Below are 17,017 nucleotides of genomic sequence, written 5' to 3' on the forward strand. Positions count from 1 at the left end.
CATCGTGGTAAAACCCGGATAGCGGCTTGCGCCTTATCCGGGCTACGGTTGGCGCCGATTTGTAGCCCCGGTAAGCGCCGCGCCACCGGGGGAAGTTTATCGTTCCGCCAGCGCTTTAAACATCATCGCCACCGCGTGAGCGCCGGGGTCCATGTTGCCGAGCAGGCTGTCGCTATTGAGATAGGACGCTCGTCCGGCGCCGGCTTTGCCCGACTGGCAAGTGCGATCCGCGCCGGCCTGCGCCGCGGCAAAAGCGGCCTGCAGGTTCTCCGGTTCGGCGAGCAGCGCCGCCAGCGCTGGCTGCAGCGCGTCGATCATTGTCCGGTCGCCTTCCTCGGCGCCGCCGTAAAATTTCATCTGCTCCAGACCGGCGTTCAGCGCCTCGGCCACGCTGGCGCCGTGCCCCAGCTTCTGCCCGGCAGCGGTGAAGAAGATCGACATCAATACCCCGCTGGAGCCGCCCATCACCACCGTCAGGCGTTCGCCCGTGAGCGCGAACAGCGTGGGCAGATCGTTCAGCGGCAGCTGCTGGCGCTGCAGCAGGTCGGCAATCTCACGCGCCCCGGCGGCGAAGGTGGAGCCGGTATCGCCATCGCCCACTTTGGCATCCAGCGCGTTGAGATGGTCTTCAAGCCCGACGAGGGTGCCGGTCACCTGGGCCACGTAATCACCCACCTGCGGGTTGGCCGAAGGCGTAAAGTCGACGCGCGGGCTGGCGAGAGTGGACGGCATGATGTTAACCGTCCGCGGCTGCACCGGCCGCGGCCAGCCGGCGGTTTCCACATCCGCCAGCAGCGCTTTCTCAATACTCTCTTCCAACACGATGGCGCTCAGCGAGAAACCCTTCATATCCAGGGCCGTCACCAGCGAGGCCGGGCCAATCAGCCAGTCAACGCGCGCCTGCAGCGGCGTGTTGGCCAGTTCGCGGGTCAGGATCGCCATTTCGGCCACCGACACGCCGCCGAGGTTATTGAGCATCACCGCCAGACGGCCGGTTTCCGGCAGGGCAGCGGTCAGTTTTTCCACCATCAGGTTGACGATGTCCGCACTGTTTTGCGTGGCGATGGTGGAGGCGCCAGGTTCGCCGTGGATGCCCATTCCCAGCTCGGCGTGGCCGGCCTGATGGCGCGGCGCGCTGTCCGCCTCCTGCGGCAGATGGCAGCTGGCCAGCGCCACCCCGATGCTGGCGGTGTGGTTGGCGGCATACTGCGCTTCGCGCAGAACGGTGGCGAGATTGCAGCCGCGCTCGGCAAAATAGCCCGCCACTTTATGGACGAACAGCGTACCGGCGATGCCGCGCGGCTGTTTGTTTTCCGGCAGCGAAATGTCGTCGCCGACGATCAGCATTTCCACGTTGTAGCCGAGACGGCGCGCTTTCTCCGCCGCGAGGCCGAAGTTCAGCCGGTCGCCGGTATAGTTTTTTACGATCAGCAGGCAGCCCGCCTCGCCGGTCACCGCCTGAATGGCGGTAAGCACCGCGTCGACGCTCGGCGAGGCGAACAGATCGCCACAAACCGCGGCGGTCAGCATGCCTTTACCAATAAAGCCGACGTGCGCCGGTTCGTGGCCGGCGCCGCCGCCGGCGATCACCGCCACGTTGTTTTTATTCAGGTCGCGACGGACCACCACCCGGATCGCCGGATCGCTCTCCAGCCGGGCGAGGTTGTTCCACGGACTGGCGATGATGGTTCCCTCAATCACATCGTTGACGAGGCTGGCGCGCTGGTTAAAAAAGAATTGAGACATAGTGGTTCCTGAAGAGTAAGCGAAAACTCACCCTCCGGAGGCAGGCCTCCGGAGCGGTAACGGACAAAGTGGATTTAGTGACGGATAAGGCGCTGGCGGCGCATATCGAGCGCGATGGGCTCGCCGGGCTGCACGCTGTTCAGCGCCTCGCCCTGCTGACACAGCCAGGCGATCCCCGCCGCGCGGGCGATAATCGCGCCGTGGGCCTGTTCGCTGCCGTCGCGCAGGCACAGGCCTTTCACGCGGCTGGCATCCAGTTGCAGGACGGCTGACGGGAACATGTTGTCGGCGATAATAATGGTCGGCTCGCCGGGCATCGGCAGCGTTTCCTGCACGTCCTGCAGATGGCGCAGGGTGCGCTGCAGAATATCTTCGATATCGATATAGCGCGCCTGGAGATAGGGGTCATCCAGCTGGCGATACTGCTGGCTGAGCTCCATCAGCACCTGATGCCACGCCCATTCCGCCGAGCACGGCTCGGTGAGCAGACGATCGTTGGCGGCATCAAACAGATCCTCATCGTCGAGCAGGGTGTGGTGCCCGGCGAAAATCGCCGCGATATCGGCGTTAAATTTATTCTCCGCCAGCTCGGTCAGGGCAGTGAGATCCGCCAGCGTCTGGTCGATAGCCCGGCGCAGCCGCTGCTGCTCGTGGGCGACATCGGCGGCGGCCGGGCGGACCGGCTGGATCAGGGCCAGCGGATAGCGCAGCGCGATGCCTTCGACGCGCTCGGGGGCGGCCGGGGCCGCTGCCGGTTGCGCCGCAGGCGATTCGCCGAAGTTATCGGCGGCCAGCGCCTGAAACGCCGCCAGCGCCGCATCGGCCTCTGGCCCGCGGGCCAGCAGGCGCAGCTTATCGTTGCGCCGCACCTGCAGCAGGGCGATTTGGTTGAGGCTGTCCGGTTTGACGCACTTCCCGTTTTTCTCCAGCAGCAGATCGGCGTTAAAGCCCGCCAGCGCGGCGACCAGCTTCGACGCCGGACGCACGTGCAGGCCGTTGTGGTTCTGTATGACGACCGCAAGCGACTTGCTGTCGCCATCGTCGGCAAGCGTCGGCGCCGGGGCGGCGTCAGGGGTTGGCGAAGGTAAACCCAGCTGGATCCGTTTGGCCTCCAGGGCGTTCATGGCGTCGGCGATCACTTTGTCGATCCCGGCGCCGGAGGCGGCGCTGACGGTGGCCGCCAGCGTCCCCTCCACCAGCGGCGCGGCGCACAGCCGCACCTTCGCGGCAATCGCCGGATCGAGCAGGTCGAGGGCGGTTTCGGCGCTAAGCAACGCGCTGCCAATATCCATCATCACCAGCACGTGGTCGGTATCGGCGACGGATTCGATCGCTTCCATGACCTTGATCGGATCGGTGCCGATCGGGCTGTCGGGATCGTCGATCCCGGCGGCGATCGCCAGCTTGCAGCCGTCGTTGATTAACATCTGCCGGGCCAGTTCTCCGACACCTTCGCCCAGCCGGGCGCTATGAGAAACAATAACCAGGTTTACCATCGCGATTTCCTTACTCTTTGGCCGCGGCGGCCAGCATCTGCATCATAAACATCACTGACGTGGCGCCCGGATCCTGATGGCCGATGCTGCGTTCGCCAAGGTAGCTGGCGCGGCCTTTGCGCGCCTGCATGGTGATGGTGCTGTGGGCGCCGGCCTCCGCTGCTTTGCAGGCGGCATCCAGCGCGGCGGCGATCGACAGATGCTGCTCGCTGGACTGGCGCAGGGAGTCCACCACCGGCAGCCAGACGTCGCACATGGTTTTATCCCCTGGCTCCGCTTTACCGCGGTTGACGACGCCGTCCGCGCCTTCGCGGATCATCAGGTATAGTTCGTCGAGGGTCAGGCTCTGGTGGGCCTGAGTGACCTGCGCGGCGCGAATGAAGAAGGTGCCGAACAGCGGGCCGCTGGCGCCGCCGACGTTGGAGAGCAGCGTCATGCCGGTGTTTTTGAGGATAAAGCCAATATCTTTATCAGCAATCGACGGCAGCTTTTCCACCACCTTGCTGAACCCGCGGTGCATATTCAGGCCGTGGTCGGCATCGCCGATCTCTTTATCGAGGCCGGTGAGAAAATCGCTCTCTTTAGTGAAGATATCGCCGCAGCGGTACAGCCAGTCGACGATTTGCGTTCTGTTCAGTGACATGTCGTGCTCCTTAGTTTCCCCAGTTCAGCGCCGGGGTATGAACCGGGGCGTCCCATAGCGCCAGCGTCTCATCATCCGCTTTCAGCAGGGTGATGGAGAAGCCCGCCATATCCAGCGAGGTGCAGTAGCTGCCGACGAGGTTGCGTTCGATGATGATGCCGGACGCTTCACAGCGCTGGGCGAGCCGGTGATAGACGCCGTACAGTTCGGACAGCGGCGTGGCGCCGAGGTTATTGACCATGGCGATGACCCGGTCGCCGTTGTGTAGCGCGGTTTTGCTCTGCTTCACTTCCTGCCACGCGCCCTTAACGGTATCCCACTGGCGCAGCGTGCGGCTGTAGGCGCCATTCTCCAGCAGGGTATCGAACATCTCATCGACGGTTTGGTCCAGTGAGCTGAAGCGACGGCGGTCGATGCCCGGCTCGCCGTGAATGCCGACGCCGAACTCCATTTCATCGTCCTGCAGGGTAAAGGAGGGTTGTCCGGCAGCCGGTACGGTGCAGGCGCCAAGGGCGATGCCAATGGAGTGGCCGAGATTATTCAGGCGGCGCCCCAGTTCAGCGCAGGCCTCCAGCGAATCGCCTCGCTCGGCGGCGGCGCCGACCAGTTTTTCGATCAGAACGGTATTGGCGACGCCGCGGCGGCCTGCGGTATAGAGACTGTCTTTCACCGCCACGTCGTCGTCGACCACCACGGTGGTGACTTTTATACCGCTCTCATGCAGCAGCTCGGTGGCGGTTTCGAAGTTCAGGATGTCGCCGGTGTAGTTTTTGATAATCAGCAGGACGCCTTCGCCGCCGTCAATCTGCATCGCGCATTCGAACATTTTATCCGGCGTCGGCGAGGTGAAGATTTCCCCCGGGCAGGCGCCAGAGAGCATCCCCTGGCCGATATAGCCGCAGTGCATCGGCTCATGGCCGCTGCCGCCGCCGGAGAGGAGGGCGACCTTGCCGGCCACCGGCGCGTCGGCGCGGGTGACGTACAGCGGGTCCTGATGCAGGGTCAGCTGCGGGTGGGCTTTAGCCAGCCCCTCTAATTGTTCATTCAGTACATCTTCAACACGGTTAATCAGCTTTTTCATTATTCAGTGCTCCGTTGGAGAAGGTTCGATGCGGCCTCTCTGCTGGCGGAGGCGGTCATCGCGTAGGGGTATCGTCTGACGGTGCAGCGTGCCTGGCGATATGATGATTCTGGCTGAGCGGACGAAAAAAAGAATGCTCCGGCGATCGGGTTTCATTACGAAACATCGCCTGCTGATTTTGTTTCTTTATGGAACGTTTTTGCTGAGGAAACGGTGAAAATGCGAGCTGGCGCGCTTTTTTTCCTCTGCCTTAAGCGCCGGTCATCGCGGCTGGCGCAGCGGGCTGAAAAAATTTTTTGCTAAATTTCCCCCGGCTGTGGGGAAAAAGCCTGCCGCTAAAGGGGGATAGTAAGGGAATTATGCGGCAGAGGAGCGGATCGGGATCGCAATCCTGACGAAGACTAGGGTTTTTTGTTCCAATATGGAACGTAAAAATTTAACCTGTGTTTCAAATCAGAACAAAAAGGCGAAAGATTTTTTTGTTCCGTGCCGGCCCTACAGTGATCGCACTGCTCCGGTACATTCCGTTGAGGCCGCGCTTTACCGGCCGGCGCGGATAACGCCAGGGCTCATCATGTCTACATGCGCACTTATTTGAGGGTGAAAGGAATGCTAAAAGTTATTCAATCTCCAGCCAAATATCTTCAGGGTCCTGATGCTGCTGTCCTGTTCGGTCAATATGCCAAAAACCTGGCGGAGAGCTTCTTCGTCATCGCTGACGACTTCGTGATGAAGCTGGCGGGGGAGAAAGTGGTGAATGGCCTGCAGAGTCACGATATTCGCTGCCATGCGGAACGGTTTAACGGCGAATGCAGCCATGCGGAAATTAACCGCCTGATGGCGATTTTGCAAAAACAGGGCTGCCGCGGCGTGGTTGGCATCGGCGGCGGTAAAACCCTCGATACCGCGAAGGCGATCGGTTACTACCAGAAGCTGCCGGTGGTGGTGATCCCGACTATCGCTTCGACCGATGCGCCGACCAGCGCGCTGTCGGTGATCTACACCGAAGCGGGCGAGTTTGAAGAGTATCTGATCTATCCGAAAAACCCGGATATGGTGGTGATGGACACGGCGATTATCGCCAAAGCGCCGGTACGCCTGCTGGTCTCCGGCATGGGCGATGCGCTCTCCACCTGGTTTGAGGCCAAAGCCTGCTACGATGCGCGCGCCACCAGCATGGCCGGGGGGCAGTCCACCGAGGCGGCGCTGAGCCTGGCCCGCCTGTGCTATGATACGCTGCTGGCGGAGGGCGAAAAGGCCCGTCTGGCGGCGCAGGCCGGGGTGGTGACCGAAGCGCTGGAGCGCATCATCGAAGCGAACACCTACCTCAGTGGCATTGGCTTTGAAAGCAGCGGCCTGGCCGCCGCCCACGCGATCCACAACGGTTTCACCATTCTGGAAGAGTGCCATCACCTGTATCACGGCGAGAAAGTGGCCTTCGGCACCCTGGCGCAGCTGGTGCTGCAGAACAGCCCGATGGACGAGATTGAAACCGTGCTGGGCTTCTGCCAGCGCGTCGGCCTGCCGGTGACCCTCGCGCAGATGGGCGTCAAAGAGGGGATCGACGCGAAAATCGCCGCGGTGGCGAAAGCCACCTGCGCGGAAGGGGAAACCATCCACAATATGCCGTTTGCGGTGACCCCGGAGAGCGTGCACGCCGCTATCCTCACCGCCGATCTGTTAGGCCAGCAGTGGCTGGCGCGTTAATTCGCGGTGGCTAAACCGCTGGCGCCGGTCGGCGGTCTTTCTTTCTCCCCTCTGGCAGCGGCTGCCGGAGGGGTTCTCTATGGTAAAACGCGGAAAACAGTATGACTGTTCAGACTCAGGATACCGGGAAGGCGGTCTCTTCCGTCATCGCCCAGTCATGGCATCGCTGCAGCAAGTTTATGCAGCGCGAAACCTGGCAAAAACCGCACCAGGCCCAGGGCCTGACCTTTGACTCGATCTGTCGGCGTAAAACCGCGCTGCTGACCATCGGTCAGGCGGCGCTGGAGGACGCCTGGGAGTTTATGGACGGTCGCCCCTGCGCGCTGTTTATCCTTGATGAGACCGCCTGTATTCTGAGCCGCTGCGGCGAACCGCAAACGCTGGCGCAGCTGGCTGACCTGGGGTTTCGCGACGGCAGCTACTGCGCGGAGAGCATTATCGGCACCTGCGCGCTGTCGCTGGCCGCGATGCAGGGGCAGCCGATCAACACCGCCGGCGATCGGCATTTTAAGCAGGCCCTGCAGCCATGGAGCTTTTGTTCGACGCCGGTGTTCGATAACCACGGGCGGCTGTTCGGCTCTATCTCGCTTTGCTGTCTGGTGGAGCACCAGTCCAGCGCCGACCTCTCCCTGACGCTGGCCATTGCCCGCGAGGTGGGCAATTCCCTGCTCACCGACAGCCTGCTGGCGGAATCCAACCGCCACCTCAATCAAATGTACGGCCTGCTGGAGAGCATGGACGACGGGGTGATGGCGTGGAACGAACAGGGGGTACTGCAATTTCTCAATGTTCAGGCGGCGAGACTGCTGCATCTTGATGCCCAGGCCAGCCAGGGAAAAAATATCGCCGATCTGGTGACCCTGCCGGCGCTGCTGCGCCGCGCCATCAAACACGCCCGCGGCCTGAATCACGTTGAAGTCACCTTTGAAAGCCAGCACCAGTTTATCGACGCGGTGATCACCTTAAAACCGATTGTCGAGTCGCAAGGCAACAGCTTTATTCTGCTGCTGCACCCGGTGGAGCAGATGCGGCAGCTGATGACCAGCCAGCTGGGCAAAGTCAGCCACACCTTTGAGCAGATGTCAGCCGACGATCCGGAAACCCGGCGGCTGATCCACTTTGGCCGCCAGGCGGCGCGCGGCGGCTTTCCGGTACTGCTGTGCGGTGAAGAGGGGGTGGGGAAAGAGCTGCTGAGCCAGGCCATCCACAATGAAAGCGAGCGGGCGGGCGGCCCCTACATCGCCGTCAACTGCCAGCTGTATGCCGACAGCGTGCTGGGCCAGGACTTTATGGGGAGCGCCCCCACCGATGATGAAAATGGCCGCCTGAGCCGCCTTGAGCTGGCCAACGGCGGCACCCTGTTTCTGGAAAAAATTGAGTATCTGGCGCCGGAGCTACAGTCCGCCCTGCTGCAGGTGATTAAGCAGGGAGTGCTTACCCGGCTCGACGCCCGCCGCCTGATCCCGGTGGATGTGAAGGTGATCGCCACCACCACCGTCGATCTGGCCAACCTGGTGGAACAGAACCGCTTTAGCCGCCAGCTGTACTATGCGCTGCACTCATTCGAGATCGTCATTCCGCCGCTGCGCGCCCGGCGCAACAGTATCCCGTCGCTGGTGCATAACCGGCTGAAAAGCCTGGAGAAGCGTTTCTCTTCCCGGCTGAAAGTGGACGATGACGCGCTGGCCCAGCTGGTGGCCTACTCGTGGCCGGGAAATGATTTTGAGCTTAACAGCGTGATAGAGAACATCGCCATCAGCAGCGATAACGGCCACATTCGCCTGAGCAACCTGCCGGAATATCTCTTTTCCGATCGACCGGGGGCCGATAGCGGCTCATCGCTGCTGCCGGCCAGCCTGACCTTTAGCGCCATCGAAAAAGAGGCCATTATCCACGCCGCCCGGGTGACCAGCGGGCGGGTGCATGAGATGTCGCAACTGCTGAATATCGGCCGCACCACCCTGTGGCGCAAAATGAAGCAGTACGATATCGACGCCAGCCAGTTCAAGCGCAAGCATCAGGCCTAGTCTCCTCGATACGCGCCATGGAGAACAGGGCGTCCGACAGACGATTGCTGTAGCGTTTGAGCGCGTCGCGCAGAGGGTGCGAGCGGTCCATGGCCGTCAGCAGACGTTCCAGCCGACGGGCCAGGGTGCGCGCCACGTGCAGCTGGGCGGAGGCGAGATTCTTCCCCGGGATCACAAACTGTTTCAGGGGGCCGCTTTCGGCCATATTGCGGTCGATAAGTCGCTCCAGGGCGGTGATCTCCTCCTCGCCGATCGTCTGGCTCAGGCGGACCAGGCCCCGCGCATCGCTGGCCAGTTCGGCCCCCAGCGCGAACAGCGTCTCCTGAATCTGATGCAGACTTGCCCGCAGCCCGGCGTCGCGGGTGGTGGCATAGCAGACGCCCAGCTGGGATATCAGTTCATCGACGGTGCCGTAGGCCTCGACGCGAATATGGTCTTTCTCGATGCGGCTGCCGCCGTACAGGGCGGTGGTGCCTTTATCTCCGGTGCGGGTATAGATACGGTACATTCAGCTTCTCTCACTTAACGGCAGGACTTTCACCAGCTGCCCGGCGTTGGCGCCGAGCGTACGCAGATGATCGCGGCTATCGGTGACGTGCCCGGTCGCCAGCGGCGCGTCCGCCGGCAGCTGGGCATGGGTTAGCGCGATCTCGCCGGCGGCGCTGAGCCCAATGCCCACCCGCAGCGTCGAGCTTCTGGCCGCCAGGGCGCTCAGCGTATCGGCGTCACCGCCTTCGTCGCAGGATACGGTCTGGCAGGGGACCCCCTGCTCCTCCAGCCCCCAGCACAGCTCATTGATGGCGCAGGCATGGTGCCCGCGCGGATCGTAAAACAGGCGTACGCCCGGCGGTGAAAGCGACATGACGGTCCCCTCGTTAACACTCAGAATGCCTGGCGGAAAATCGCGGCAATCTCCTGCTCGTTGCCCTTACGCGGGTTCGAGAACGCGTTGCCGTCTTTCATGGCCATCTCCGCCATGTACGGGAAGTCGGCCTCTTTCACCCCCAGATCGCGCAGATGCTGCGGAATCCCGATATCCATCGACAGACGCGCGATGGCGGCGATAGCTTTTTCCGCCGCGTCGAGGGTCGACAGTCCGGCGATATTTTCGCCCATCAGTTCGGCGATATCGGCGAATTTTTCCGGGTTGGCGATCAGGTTATAGCGAGCCACGTGCGGCAGCAGGACGGCGTTGGCCACGCCGTGCGGCATGTCGTACAGCCCGCCCAGCTGATGCGCCATGGCGTGCACATAACCGAGGTTGGCGTTATTGAAGGCCATCCCGGCCAGCAGAGAGGCGTAGGCCATGTTCTCCCGCGCCTGAAGATTGCTGCCGAGGGCGACGGCCTGGCGCAGGTTGCGGGCGATGAGGCGGATCGCCTGCATGGCGGCGGCGTCAGTCACCGGGTTGGCGTCTTTAGAGATATAGGCCTCTACGGCGTGGGTCAGGGCATCCATCCCGGTCGCCGCGGTCAGGGCGGCCGGTTTGCCGATCATCAGCAGCGGATCGTTGATGGAGACCGACGGCAGGTTGCGCCAGCTGACGATCACAAACTTCACTTTGGTTTGGGTGTTGGTCAGGACGCAGTGGCGGGTGACCTCGCTGGCGGTGCCGGCGGTGGTGTTGACCGCGACGATGGGCGGCAGCGGGTTGGTCAGGGTCTCAATCCCGGCATACTGATAAAGATCGCCCTCATGGGTGGCGGCGATGCCGATGCCTTTGCCGCAGTCGTGCGGGCTGCCGCCGCCCACGGTGACGATAAGGTCGCACTGCTCGCGGCGAAACACGGCGAGACCGTCGCGCACGTTGGTGTCTTTCGGGTTCGGCTCGACGCCGTCAAAGATCGCCACCTCGATACCGGCCTCTCGCAGATAATGCAGAGTTTTATCCACCGCGCCATCTTTTATCGCCCGCAGGCCTTTGTCGGTAACCAGCAGGGCTTTTTTACCCCCCAGCAGCTTGCAGCGTTCACCGACCACGGAAATAGCGTTGGGACCAAAAAAGTTAACGTTTGGCACCAGATAATCAAACATACGATAGCTCATAATATACCTTCTCGCTTCAGGTTATAATGCGGAAAAACAATCCAGGGCGCACTGGGCTAATAATTGATCCTGCTCGACCGTACCGCCGCTAACGCCGACGGCACCAATTATCTGCTGGTTTAAAATAACCGGCAGGCCGCCGCCAAAAATAATGATTCGCTGTTGATTGGTCAGCTGCAGACCATACAGAGATTGTCCGGGCTGAACCGCTGGCGTAATTTCATGGGTGCCTTGTTTCAGGCTGCAGGCGCTCCAGGCTTTATTCAGCGAAATATCGCAGCTGGAGACAAAGGCTTCGTCCATCCGCTGGACAAGCAGCGTGTTGCCGCCGCGGTCAACCACGGAAAATACCACCGCTACGTTGATCTCATTAGCTTTTTTCTCCACTGCCGCCGCCATTTTCTGGGCGGCGGCCAGGGTGATAGTCTGAATGTGTTGGCTCTTGTTCATGATTATCTCCCGCGCCAGGGTAATGCTGACGCGAATAGTCAGTAGGGGGCGAAAGTAAAAAAACTATCGCCACGCGGTTGGCTTAATTTATTTTTCTCAGCGTTATTTTGTCGCCCGCCATGATTTAGTCAACAGGTCTAAAAAGGCTTCGGAAAAACGCGGTGGCGGGCTTTTTTTATTAATTGATTTATATCAATGCTGGCGATCACATTTTTTATTTTAACCGTTGCGGCGGGGTTTCATAGTGAAACTGTTTGCCGATTTAACGTGCCAGATTGAAACAAAATTAATTTTATTTTTTTCACCAGTGGCTCCTTTAAAGTTCCGCTATTGCCGGTAATGGCCGGGCGGGCAGCGACGCTGGCCCGGCGTGTTCGCTACCGTCTGCGGATTTCACCTTTTGAGCCCATGAACAATGAAAAGATCAAAACGATTTGCAGTATTGGCCCAGCGCCCCGTCAATCAGGACGGGCTGATTGGCGAGTGGCCTGAAGAGGGACTGATCGCCATGGAAAGCCCCTTTGACCCGGTCTCGTCGGTCAAAGTGGAAAACGGTCGGATCGTCGAGCTGGACGGCAAGCGCCGGGACCAGTTTGATATGATCGACCGGTTTATCGCCGACTACGCGATCAACATTGAGCGCACGGAGCAGGCGATGCGTCTGGAGGCGTTGGAGATAGCCCGCATGCTGGTGGATATCCACGTCAGCCGGGAGGAGATCATCGCCATCACCACCGCCATCACGCCGGCCAAAGCGGTTGAAGTCATGGCGCAGATGAACGTGGTGGAGATGATGATGGCGCTGCAAAAGATGCGCGCCCGCCGAACGCCCTCCAACCAGTGCCATGTCACCAACCTGAAGGATAATCCGGTGCAGATTGCCGCCGACGCCGCCGAGGCCGGGATCCGCGGCTTCTCCGAGCAGGAGACCACGGTCGGTATTGCGCGCTATGCCCCGTTCAACGTCCTGGCGCTGCTGGTCGGCTCGCAGTGCGGCCGCCCCGGCGTGTTGACGCAATGCTCGGTGGAAGAGGCCACCGAGCTGGAGCTGGGCATGCGTGGCTTAACCAGTTACGCCGAGACGGTGTCAGTCTACGGCACCGAGGCGGTATTTACCGACGGCGATGACACCCCATGGTCAAAGGCGTTCCTCGCCTCGGCCTACGCCTCCCGGGGGCTGAAAATGCGCTACACCTCCGGCACCGGCTCCGAAGCGCTGATGGGCTATTCGGAGAGCAAGTCGATGCTCTACCTCGAATCGCGTTGCATCTTCATTACCAAAGGCGCCGGGGTGCAGGGTCTACAGAACGGGGCGGTGAGCTGCATCGGCATGACCGGCGCCGTGCCCTCGGGCATTCGGGCGGTGCTGGCGGAAAATCTGATCGCCTCCATGCTCGACCTCGAAGTGGCCTCGGCCAACGACCAGACCTTCTCCCACTCGGATATCCGCCGCACCGCGCGCACCCTGATGCAGATGCTGCCGGGCACCGACTTTATTTTCTCCGGCTACAGCGCGGTGCCGAACTACGACAACATGTTCGCCGGCTCGAACTTCGATGCGGAAGATTTTGATGATTACAACATCCTGCAGCGCGACCTGATGGTTGACGGTGGACTGCGTCCAGTGACCGAGGCGGAAACCATCGCCATTCGCCAGAAAGCGGCGCGGGCGATCCAGGCGGTCTTTCGCGAGCTGGGGCTGCCGCCGATCGCCGACGAGGAGGTGGAAGCCGCCACCTACGCGCACGGCAGCAACGAGATGCCGCCGCGTAACGTGGTGGAGGACCTGAGCGCGGTGGAAGAGATGATGAAGCGCAATATTACCGGCCTCGATATTGTCGGCGCGCTGAGCCGCAGCGGCTTTGAGGATATCGCCAGCAATATTCTCAATATGCTGCGCCAGCGGGTCACCGGCGATTACCTGCAGACCTCGGCCATTCTCGATCGACAGTTCGAGGTGGTGAGCGCGGTCAACGACATCAATGACTATCAGGGGCCGGGCACCGGCTATCGCATCTCCGCCGAACGCTGGGCGGAGATCAAAAATATTCCGGGCGTGGTCCAGCCCGACACCATTGAATAAGGCGGTATTCCTGTGCAACAGACAACCCAAATTCAGCCCTCTTTTACCCTGAAAACCCGCGAGGGCGGGGCGGCTTCTGCCGAGGAACGCGCCGATGAAGTGGTGATCGGCGTCGGCCCCGCCTTCGATAAACACCAGCATCACACCCTGATCGATATGCCCCATGGCGCGATCCTTAAAGAGCTGATTGCCGGGGTGGAGGAAGAGGGACTTCACGCCCGAGTGGTGCGCATTTTGCGCACGTCCGACGTCTCCTTTATGGCCTGGGATGCGGCGAACCTGAGCGGCTCGGGGATCGGCATCGGTATCCAGTCGAAGGGGACCACGGTCATCCATCAGCGCGATCTGCTGCCGCTCAGCAACCTGGAGCTGTTCTCCCAGGCGCCGCTGCTGACGCTGGAGACCTACCGGCAGATTGGCAAAAACGCCGCGCGCTATGCGCGCAACGAGTCACCTTCGCCGGTGCCGGTGGTGAACGACCAGATGGTGCGGCCGAAATTTATGGCCAAAGCCGCCCTGTTTCATATCAAAGAGACCAAACATGTGGTGCAGGACGCCGAGCCCGTCACCCTGCACGTCGACTTAGTAAGGGAGTGACCATGAGCGAGAAAACCATGCGCGTGCAGGATTATCCGTTAGCCACCCGCTGCCCGGAGCATATCCTGACGCCCACCGGCAAACCATTGACCGACATCACCCTCGAGAAAGTGCTCTCTGGCGAGGTGGGCCCGCAGGATGTGCGGATCTCCTGGCAAACCCTTGAGTACCAGGCGCAGATTGCCGAGCAGATGCAGCGCCATGCGGTGGCGCGCAATTTTCGCCGCGCGGCGGAGCTTATCGCCATCCCTGACGAGCGCATTCTGGCTATCTATAACGCGCTGCGCCCGTTCCGCTCCTCGCAGGCGGAGCTGCTGGTGATCGCCGACGAGCTGGAGCACACCTGGCATGCGACGGTGAATGCCGCCTTTGTCCGGGAGGCGGCGGAAGTGTATCAGCAGCGGCATAAGCTGCGTAAAGGAAGCTAAGCGGAGGTCAGCATGCCGTTAATAGCCGGGATTGATATCGGCAACGCCACCACCGAGGTGGCGCTGGCGTCCGACGACCCGCAGGCGAGGACGTTTGTTGCCAGCGGGATCGTCGCGACGACGGGCATGAAAGGGACGCGGGACAATATCGCCGGGACCCTCGCCGCGCTGGAGCAGGCTCTGGCGAAAACGCCATGGTCAATGCGCGATGTGTCTCGCATCTATCTTAACGAAGCCGCGCCGGTCATTGGCGATGTGGCGATGGAGACCATCACCGAGACCATTATCACCGAGTCAACCATGATCGGTCATAACCCGCAGACCCCGGGCGGGGTGGGCGTCGGCGTGGGGACGACCATCGCCCTCGGCCGGCTGGCGACGCTGCCGGCGGCGCGGTATGCCGAGGGGTGGATCGCGCTGATTGACGACGCTGTCGATTTCCTTGACGCCGTGTGGTGGCTCAATGAGGCGATCGACCGCGGGATCAACGTGGTGGCGGCGATCCTCAAAAAGGACGACGGCGTGCTGGTGAACAACCGCCTGCGCAAAACCCTGCCGGTGGTGGATGAAGTGACGCTCCTGGAGCACGTGCCCGAGGGGGTGATGGCGGCGGTGGAGGTGGCCGCGCCGGGGCAGGTGGTGCGGATCCTGTCGAATCCCTACGGCATCGCCACCTTCTTTGGGCTGAGCCCGGAGGAGACCCAGGCCATCGTCCCCATCGCCCGCGCGCTGATTGGCAACCGCTCAGCGGTGGTGCTCAAGACTCCCCAGGGCGACGTGCAGTCGCGAGTGATCCCGGCGGGCAAGATCTACATCAGCGGCGAAAAGCGCCGTGGAGAAGCCGATGTCGCCGAGGGCGCGGAGGCGATCATGCAGGCGATAAGCGCCTGCGCTCCGGTACGCGACATCCGCGGCGAACCGGGCACCCACGCCGGCGGCATGCTCGAGCGGGTGCGCAAGGTGATGGCGTCCCTGACCGGCCATGAGATGAGCGCGATCTACATCCAGGATCTGCTGGCGGTGGATACATTTGTTCCGCGCAAGGTGCAGGGCGGGATGGCTGGGGAGTGCGCCATGGAGAATGCCGTCGGGATAGCGGCGATGGTGAAATCGGATCGTCTGCAGATGCAGGTTATCGCCCGCGAGCTGAGCGCCCGACTCCAGACTGAGGTGGTCGTGGGCGGCGTTGAAGCCAACATGGCCATCGCCGGGGCGTTAACCACGCCGGGCTGTGCGGCGCCGCTGGCGATCCTCGACCTCGGCGCCGGTTCGACGGATGCGGCGATCGTCAGCGCGGAGGGGCAGATCGCCGCGGTGCATCTCGCCGGGGCGGGAAATATGGTCAGCCTGCTGATTAAAACCGAGCTGGGTCTCGAGGATCTTTCGCAGGCGGAAGCGATAAAAAAATACCCGCTGGCCAAAGTGGAAAGCCTGTTCAGTATCCGCCACGAGAATGGCGCAGTGGAGTTCTTCCGGGAAGCCCTCAGCCCGGCGGTGTTCGCCAAAGTGGTGTACATCAAGGAGGGCGAACTAGTGCCGATCGATAACGCCAGCCCGCTGGAAAAAATTCGTCTTGTGCGCCGCCAGGCGAAGGAGAAAGTGTTTGTTACCAACTGCCTGCGCGCGCTGCGCCAGGTCTCCCCCGGCGGTTCCATTCGCGATATCGCCTTTGTGGTGCTGGTGGGCGGCTCATCGCTGGATTTTGAAATCCCGCAGCTGATCACCGACGCCCTGTCGCACTACGGCGTGGTCGCCGGGCAGGGCAACATTCGGGGAACAGAAGGGCCGCGCAATGCGGTCGCCACCGGGCTGGTGCTGGCCGGACATGCCGATTAAGCCGGCGCTCGCGCCAGCCTCTCTCTATAACGTGCTATTTCAGGATGCCAATGATGAACCAGACTTCTAGCTTAACCGGGCAGTGCGTGGCCGAGTTTCTTGGCACCGGACTGCTCATTTTCTTCGGCGCGGGCTGTGTCGCTGCGCTGCGGGTCGCCGGAGCCAGCTTTGGCCAGTGGGAAATCAGTATTATCTGGGGCCTCGGCGTCGCCATGGCCATCTATCTGACGGCCGGCGTCTCCGGCGCGCACCTTAATCCGGCCGTCACCATTGCCCTGTGGTTGTTCGCCTGTTTTGAACGCCGTAAAGTACTGCCGTTTATTGTCGCCCAGACGGCCGGGGCATTCTGCGCCGCCGCCCTGGTGTACGGGCTCTATCGTCAGCTGTTTCTCGATCTTGAACAGAGCCAGCATATCGTTCGCGGTACCGTCGCCAGCCTTAACCTGGCCGGGGTTTTTTCCACCTACCCGCATCCGCATATCACCTTTTGGCAGGCGTTTGCCGTAGAGACCACCATCACGGCGATCCTGATGGCGATGATCATGGCTCTGACCGACGACGGCAATGGCATCCCGCGCGGGCCGCTGGCACCGTTGCTGATTGGCTTGCTGATCGCCGTGATCGGCGCGTCGATGGGGCCGCTAACCGGCTTTGCGCTGAATCCGGCGCGTGATTTTGGCCCTAAACTGTTTACCAGTCTGGCCGGCTGGGGCGCGATGGCCTTTACCGGCGGGCAGTCGATACCCTACTTTTGGGTGCCGCTGCTGGCGCCGGTGGTGGGGGCGATTATGGGAGCGTTTTTATACCGCAAGCTTATCGGCCACCATCTGCCGTGCGAATGCGCTAGCGATGAGTGAGACGGGGCCCGCCGCATCAC

Annotated in this window: 15 protein-coding genes and 1 pseudogene; 7 read left to right on the plus strand and 9 right to left on the minus strand. The window is 61.7% G+C overall.

The window, feature by feature from the left end; all coding sequences use genetic code 11:
- Nucleotides 1–96: 96 nt before the first annotated feature.
- The 5 genes and pseudogenes from ABLV54_RS19645 to ABLV54_RS19665 form a co-directional block, all read right to left on the minus strand.
- Nucleotides 97–1,746: a glycerone kinase gene (locus ABLV54_RS19645; RefSeq protein ID WP_050533716.1), complete on the minus strand. Its 1,650-nt coding sequence runs from the start codon at nt 1,744–1,746 to the stop codon at nt 97–99.
- Between the two features lie 74 nt (nt 1,747–1,820).
- The gene (gene dhaM / locus ABLV54_RS19650; RefSeq protein ID WP_050533717.1) at nt 1,821–3,242 is read right to left on the minus strand and encodes a dihydroxyacetone kinase phosphoryl donor subunit DhaM; all 1,422 of its coding nucleotides are present in this window, start codon (nt 3,240–3,242) and stop codon (nt 1,821–1,823) included.
- 10 nt (nt 3,243–3,252) lie between these two features.
- Nucleotides 3,253–3,885, minus strand: a complete 633-nt coding sequence (gene dhaL, locus ABLV54_RS19655; protein ID WP_017899726.1) for a dihydroxyacetone kinase subunit DhaL — start codon at nt 3,883–3,885, stop codon at nt 3,253–3,255.
- 10 nt (nt 3,886–3,895) lie between these two features.
- The gene (dhaK, locus tag ABLV54_RS19660; RefSeq protein ID WP_050533718.1) at nt 3,896–4,966 is read right to left on the minus strand and encodes a dihydroxyacetone kinase subunit DhaK; all 1,071 of its coding nucleotides are present in this window, start codon (nt 4,964–4,966) and stop codon (nt 3,896–3,898) included.
- Between the two features lie 155 nt (nt 4,967–5,121).
- A pseudogene (locus ABLV54_RS19665) lies at nt 5,122–5,324 on the minus strand (hypothetical protein).
- Between the two features lie 251 nt (nt 5,325–5,575).
- Between ABLV54_RS19665 and ABLV54_RS19670 the strand changes: the two are divergent.
- Complete coding sequence (locus tag ABLV54_RS19670) at nt 5,576–6,673, plus strand: glycerol dehydrogenase (RefSeq protein WP_008806556.1); 1,098 nt, start codon at nt 5,576–5,578, stop codon at nt 6,671–6,673.
- A 101-nt stretch (nt 6,674–6,774) separates the two neighbouring features.
- Nucleotides 6,775–8,700, plus strand: coding sequence for a dihydroxyacetone kinase operon transcriptional regulator DhaR (dhaR, locus tag ABLV54_RS19675; RefSeq protein WP_050533719.1), 1,926 nt, complete (start codon nt 6,775–6,777; stop codon nt 8,698–8,700).
- Here dhaR and ABLV54_RS19680 read toward each other — a convergent pair.
- Genes ABLV54_RS19680 through ABLV54_RS19695 form a run of 4 tightly spaced genes read right to left on the minus strand, consistent with a single transcriptional unit; the run spans nt 8,678 to nt 11,196 of the window.
- Nucleotides 8,678–9,208 (minus strand): cob(I)yrinic acid a,c-diamide adenosyltransferase, encoded by a 531-nt coding sequence (locus ABLV54_RS19680; RefSeq protein ID WP_044524805.1) that lies wholly within the window; start codon nt 9,206–9,208, stop codon nt 8,678–8,680. The two genes, dhaR and ABLV54_RS19680, sit on opposite strands and share 23 nt — an antisense overlap.
- Complete coding sequence (locus ABLV54_RS19685; RefSeq protein WP_023291062.1) at nt 9,209–9,562, minus strand: glycerol dehydratase reactivase beta/small subunit family protein; 354 nt, start codon at nt 9,560–9,562, stop codon at nt 9,209–9,211. It lies immediately after the preceding gene.
- A 20-nt stretch (nt 9,563–9,582) separates the two neighbouring features.
- Nucleotides 9,583–10,746 carry a 1,3-propanediol dehydrogenase gene (gene dhaT / locus ABLV54_RS19690; RefSeq protein WP_050533720.1) on the minus strand — a complete coding sequence of 388 codons (1,164 nt, stop codon included), beginning with the start codon at nt 10,744–10,746 and terminating at the stop codon, nt 9,583–9,585.
- A gap of 21 nt (nt 10,747–10,767) precedes the next feature.
- Complete coding sequence (locus ABLV54_RS19695) at nt 10,768–11,196, minus strand: heme-binding protein (RefSeq protein ID WP_032454130.1); 429 nt, start codon at nt 11,194–11,196, stop codon at nt 10,768–10,770.
- A 415-nt stretch (nt 11,197–11,611) separates the two neighbouring features.
- Here ABLV54_RS19695 and ABLV54_RS19700 point away from each other — a divergent pair, with 415 nt between their 5' ends.
- From ABLV54_RS19700 to ABLV54_RS19720, 5 genes are read left to right on the plus strand one after another with little or no spacing between them, the layout of a single operon-like run.
- Complete coding sequence (locus ABLV54_RS19700; protein WP_050533721.1) at nt 11,612–13,279, plus strand: propanediol/glycerol family dehydratase large subunit; 1,668 nt, start codon at nt 11,612–11,614, stop codon at nt 13,277–13,279.
- A 12-nt stretch (nt 13,280–13,291) separates the two neighbouring features.
- On the plus strand, nt 13,292–13,876 hold the full coding sequence (locus ABLV54_RS19705) for a propanediol/glycerol family dehydratase medium subunit (protein ID WP_050533722.1): 585 nt from the start codon (nt 13,292–13,294) through the stop codon (nt 13,874–13,876).
- Between the two features lie 2 nt (nt 13,877–13,878).
- Entirely contained in the window at nt 13,879–14,304 is a 426-nt protein-coding gene (locus ABLV54_RS19710; RefSeq protein WP_050533723.1) for a glycerol dehydratase small subunit DhaB3, read from the plus strand.
- Nucleotides 14,305–14,316: 12 nt separating this feature from the next.
- A complete protein-coding gene (locus ABLV54_RS19715) occupies nt 14,317–16,140 on the plus strand; it encodes a diol dehydratase reactivase subunit alpha (protein WP_050533724.1) in 1,824 nt (607 codons plus the stop codon).
- A 53-nt stretch (nt 16,141–16,193) separates the two neighbouring features.
- Nucleotides 16,194–16,997 carry an MIP/aquaporin family protein gene (locus ABLV54_RS19720; RefSeq protein ID WP_044524799.1) on the plus strand — a complete coding sequence of 268 codons (804 nt, stop codon included), beginning with the start codon at nt 16,194–16,196 and terminating at the stop codon, nt 16,995–16,997.
- Nucleotides 16,998–17,017 lie beyond the last annotated feature (20 nt).

This window comes from Klebsiella sp. JB_Kp042, assembly GCF_040065275.1.
Lineage (GTDB): Bacteria > Pseudomonadota > Gammaproteobacteria > Enterobacterales > Enterobacteriaceae > Klebsiella > Klebsiella quasipneumoniae.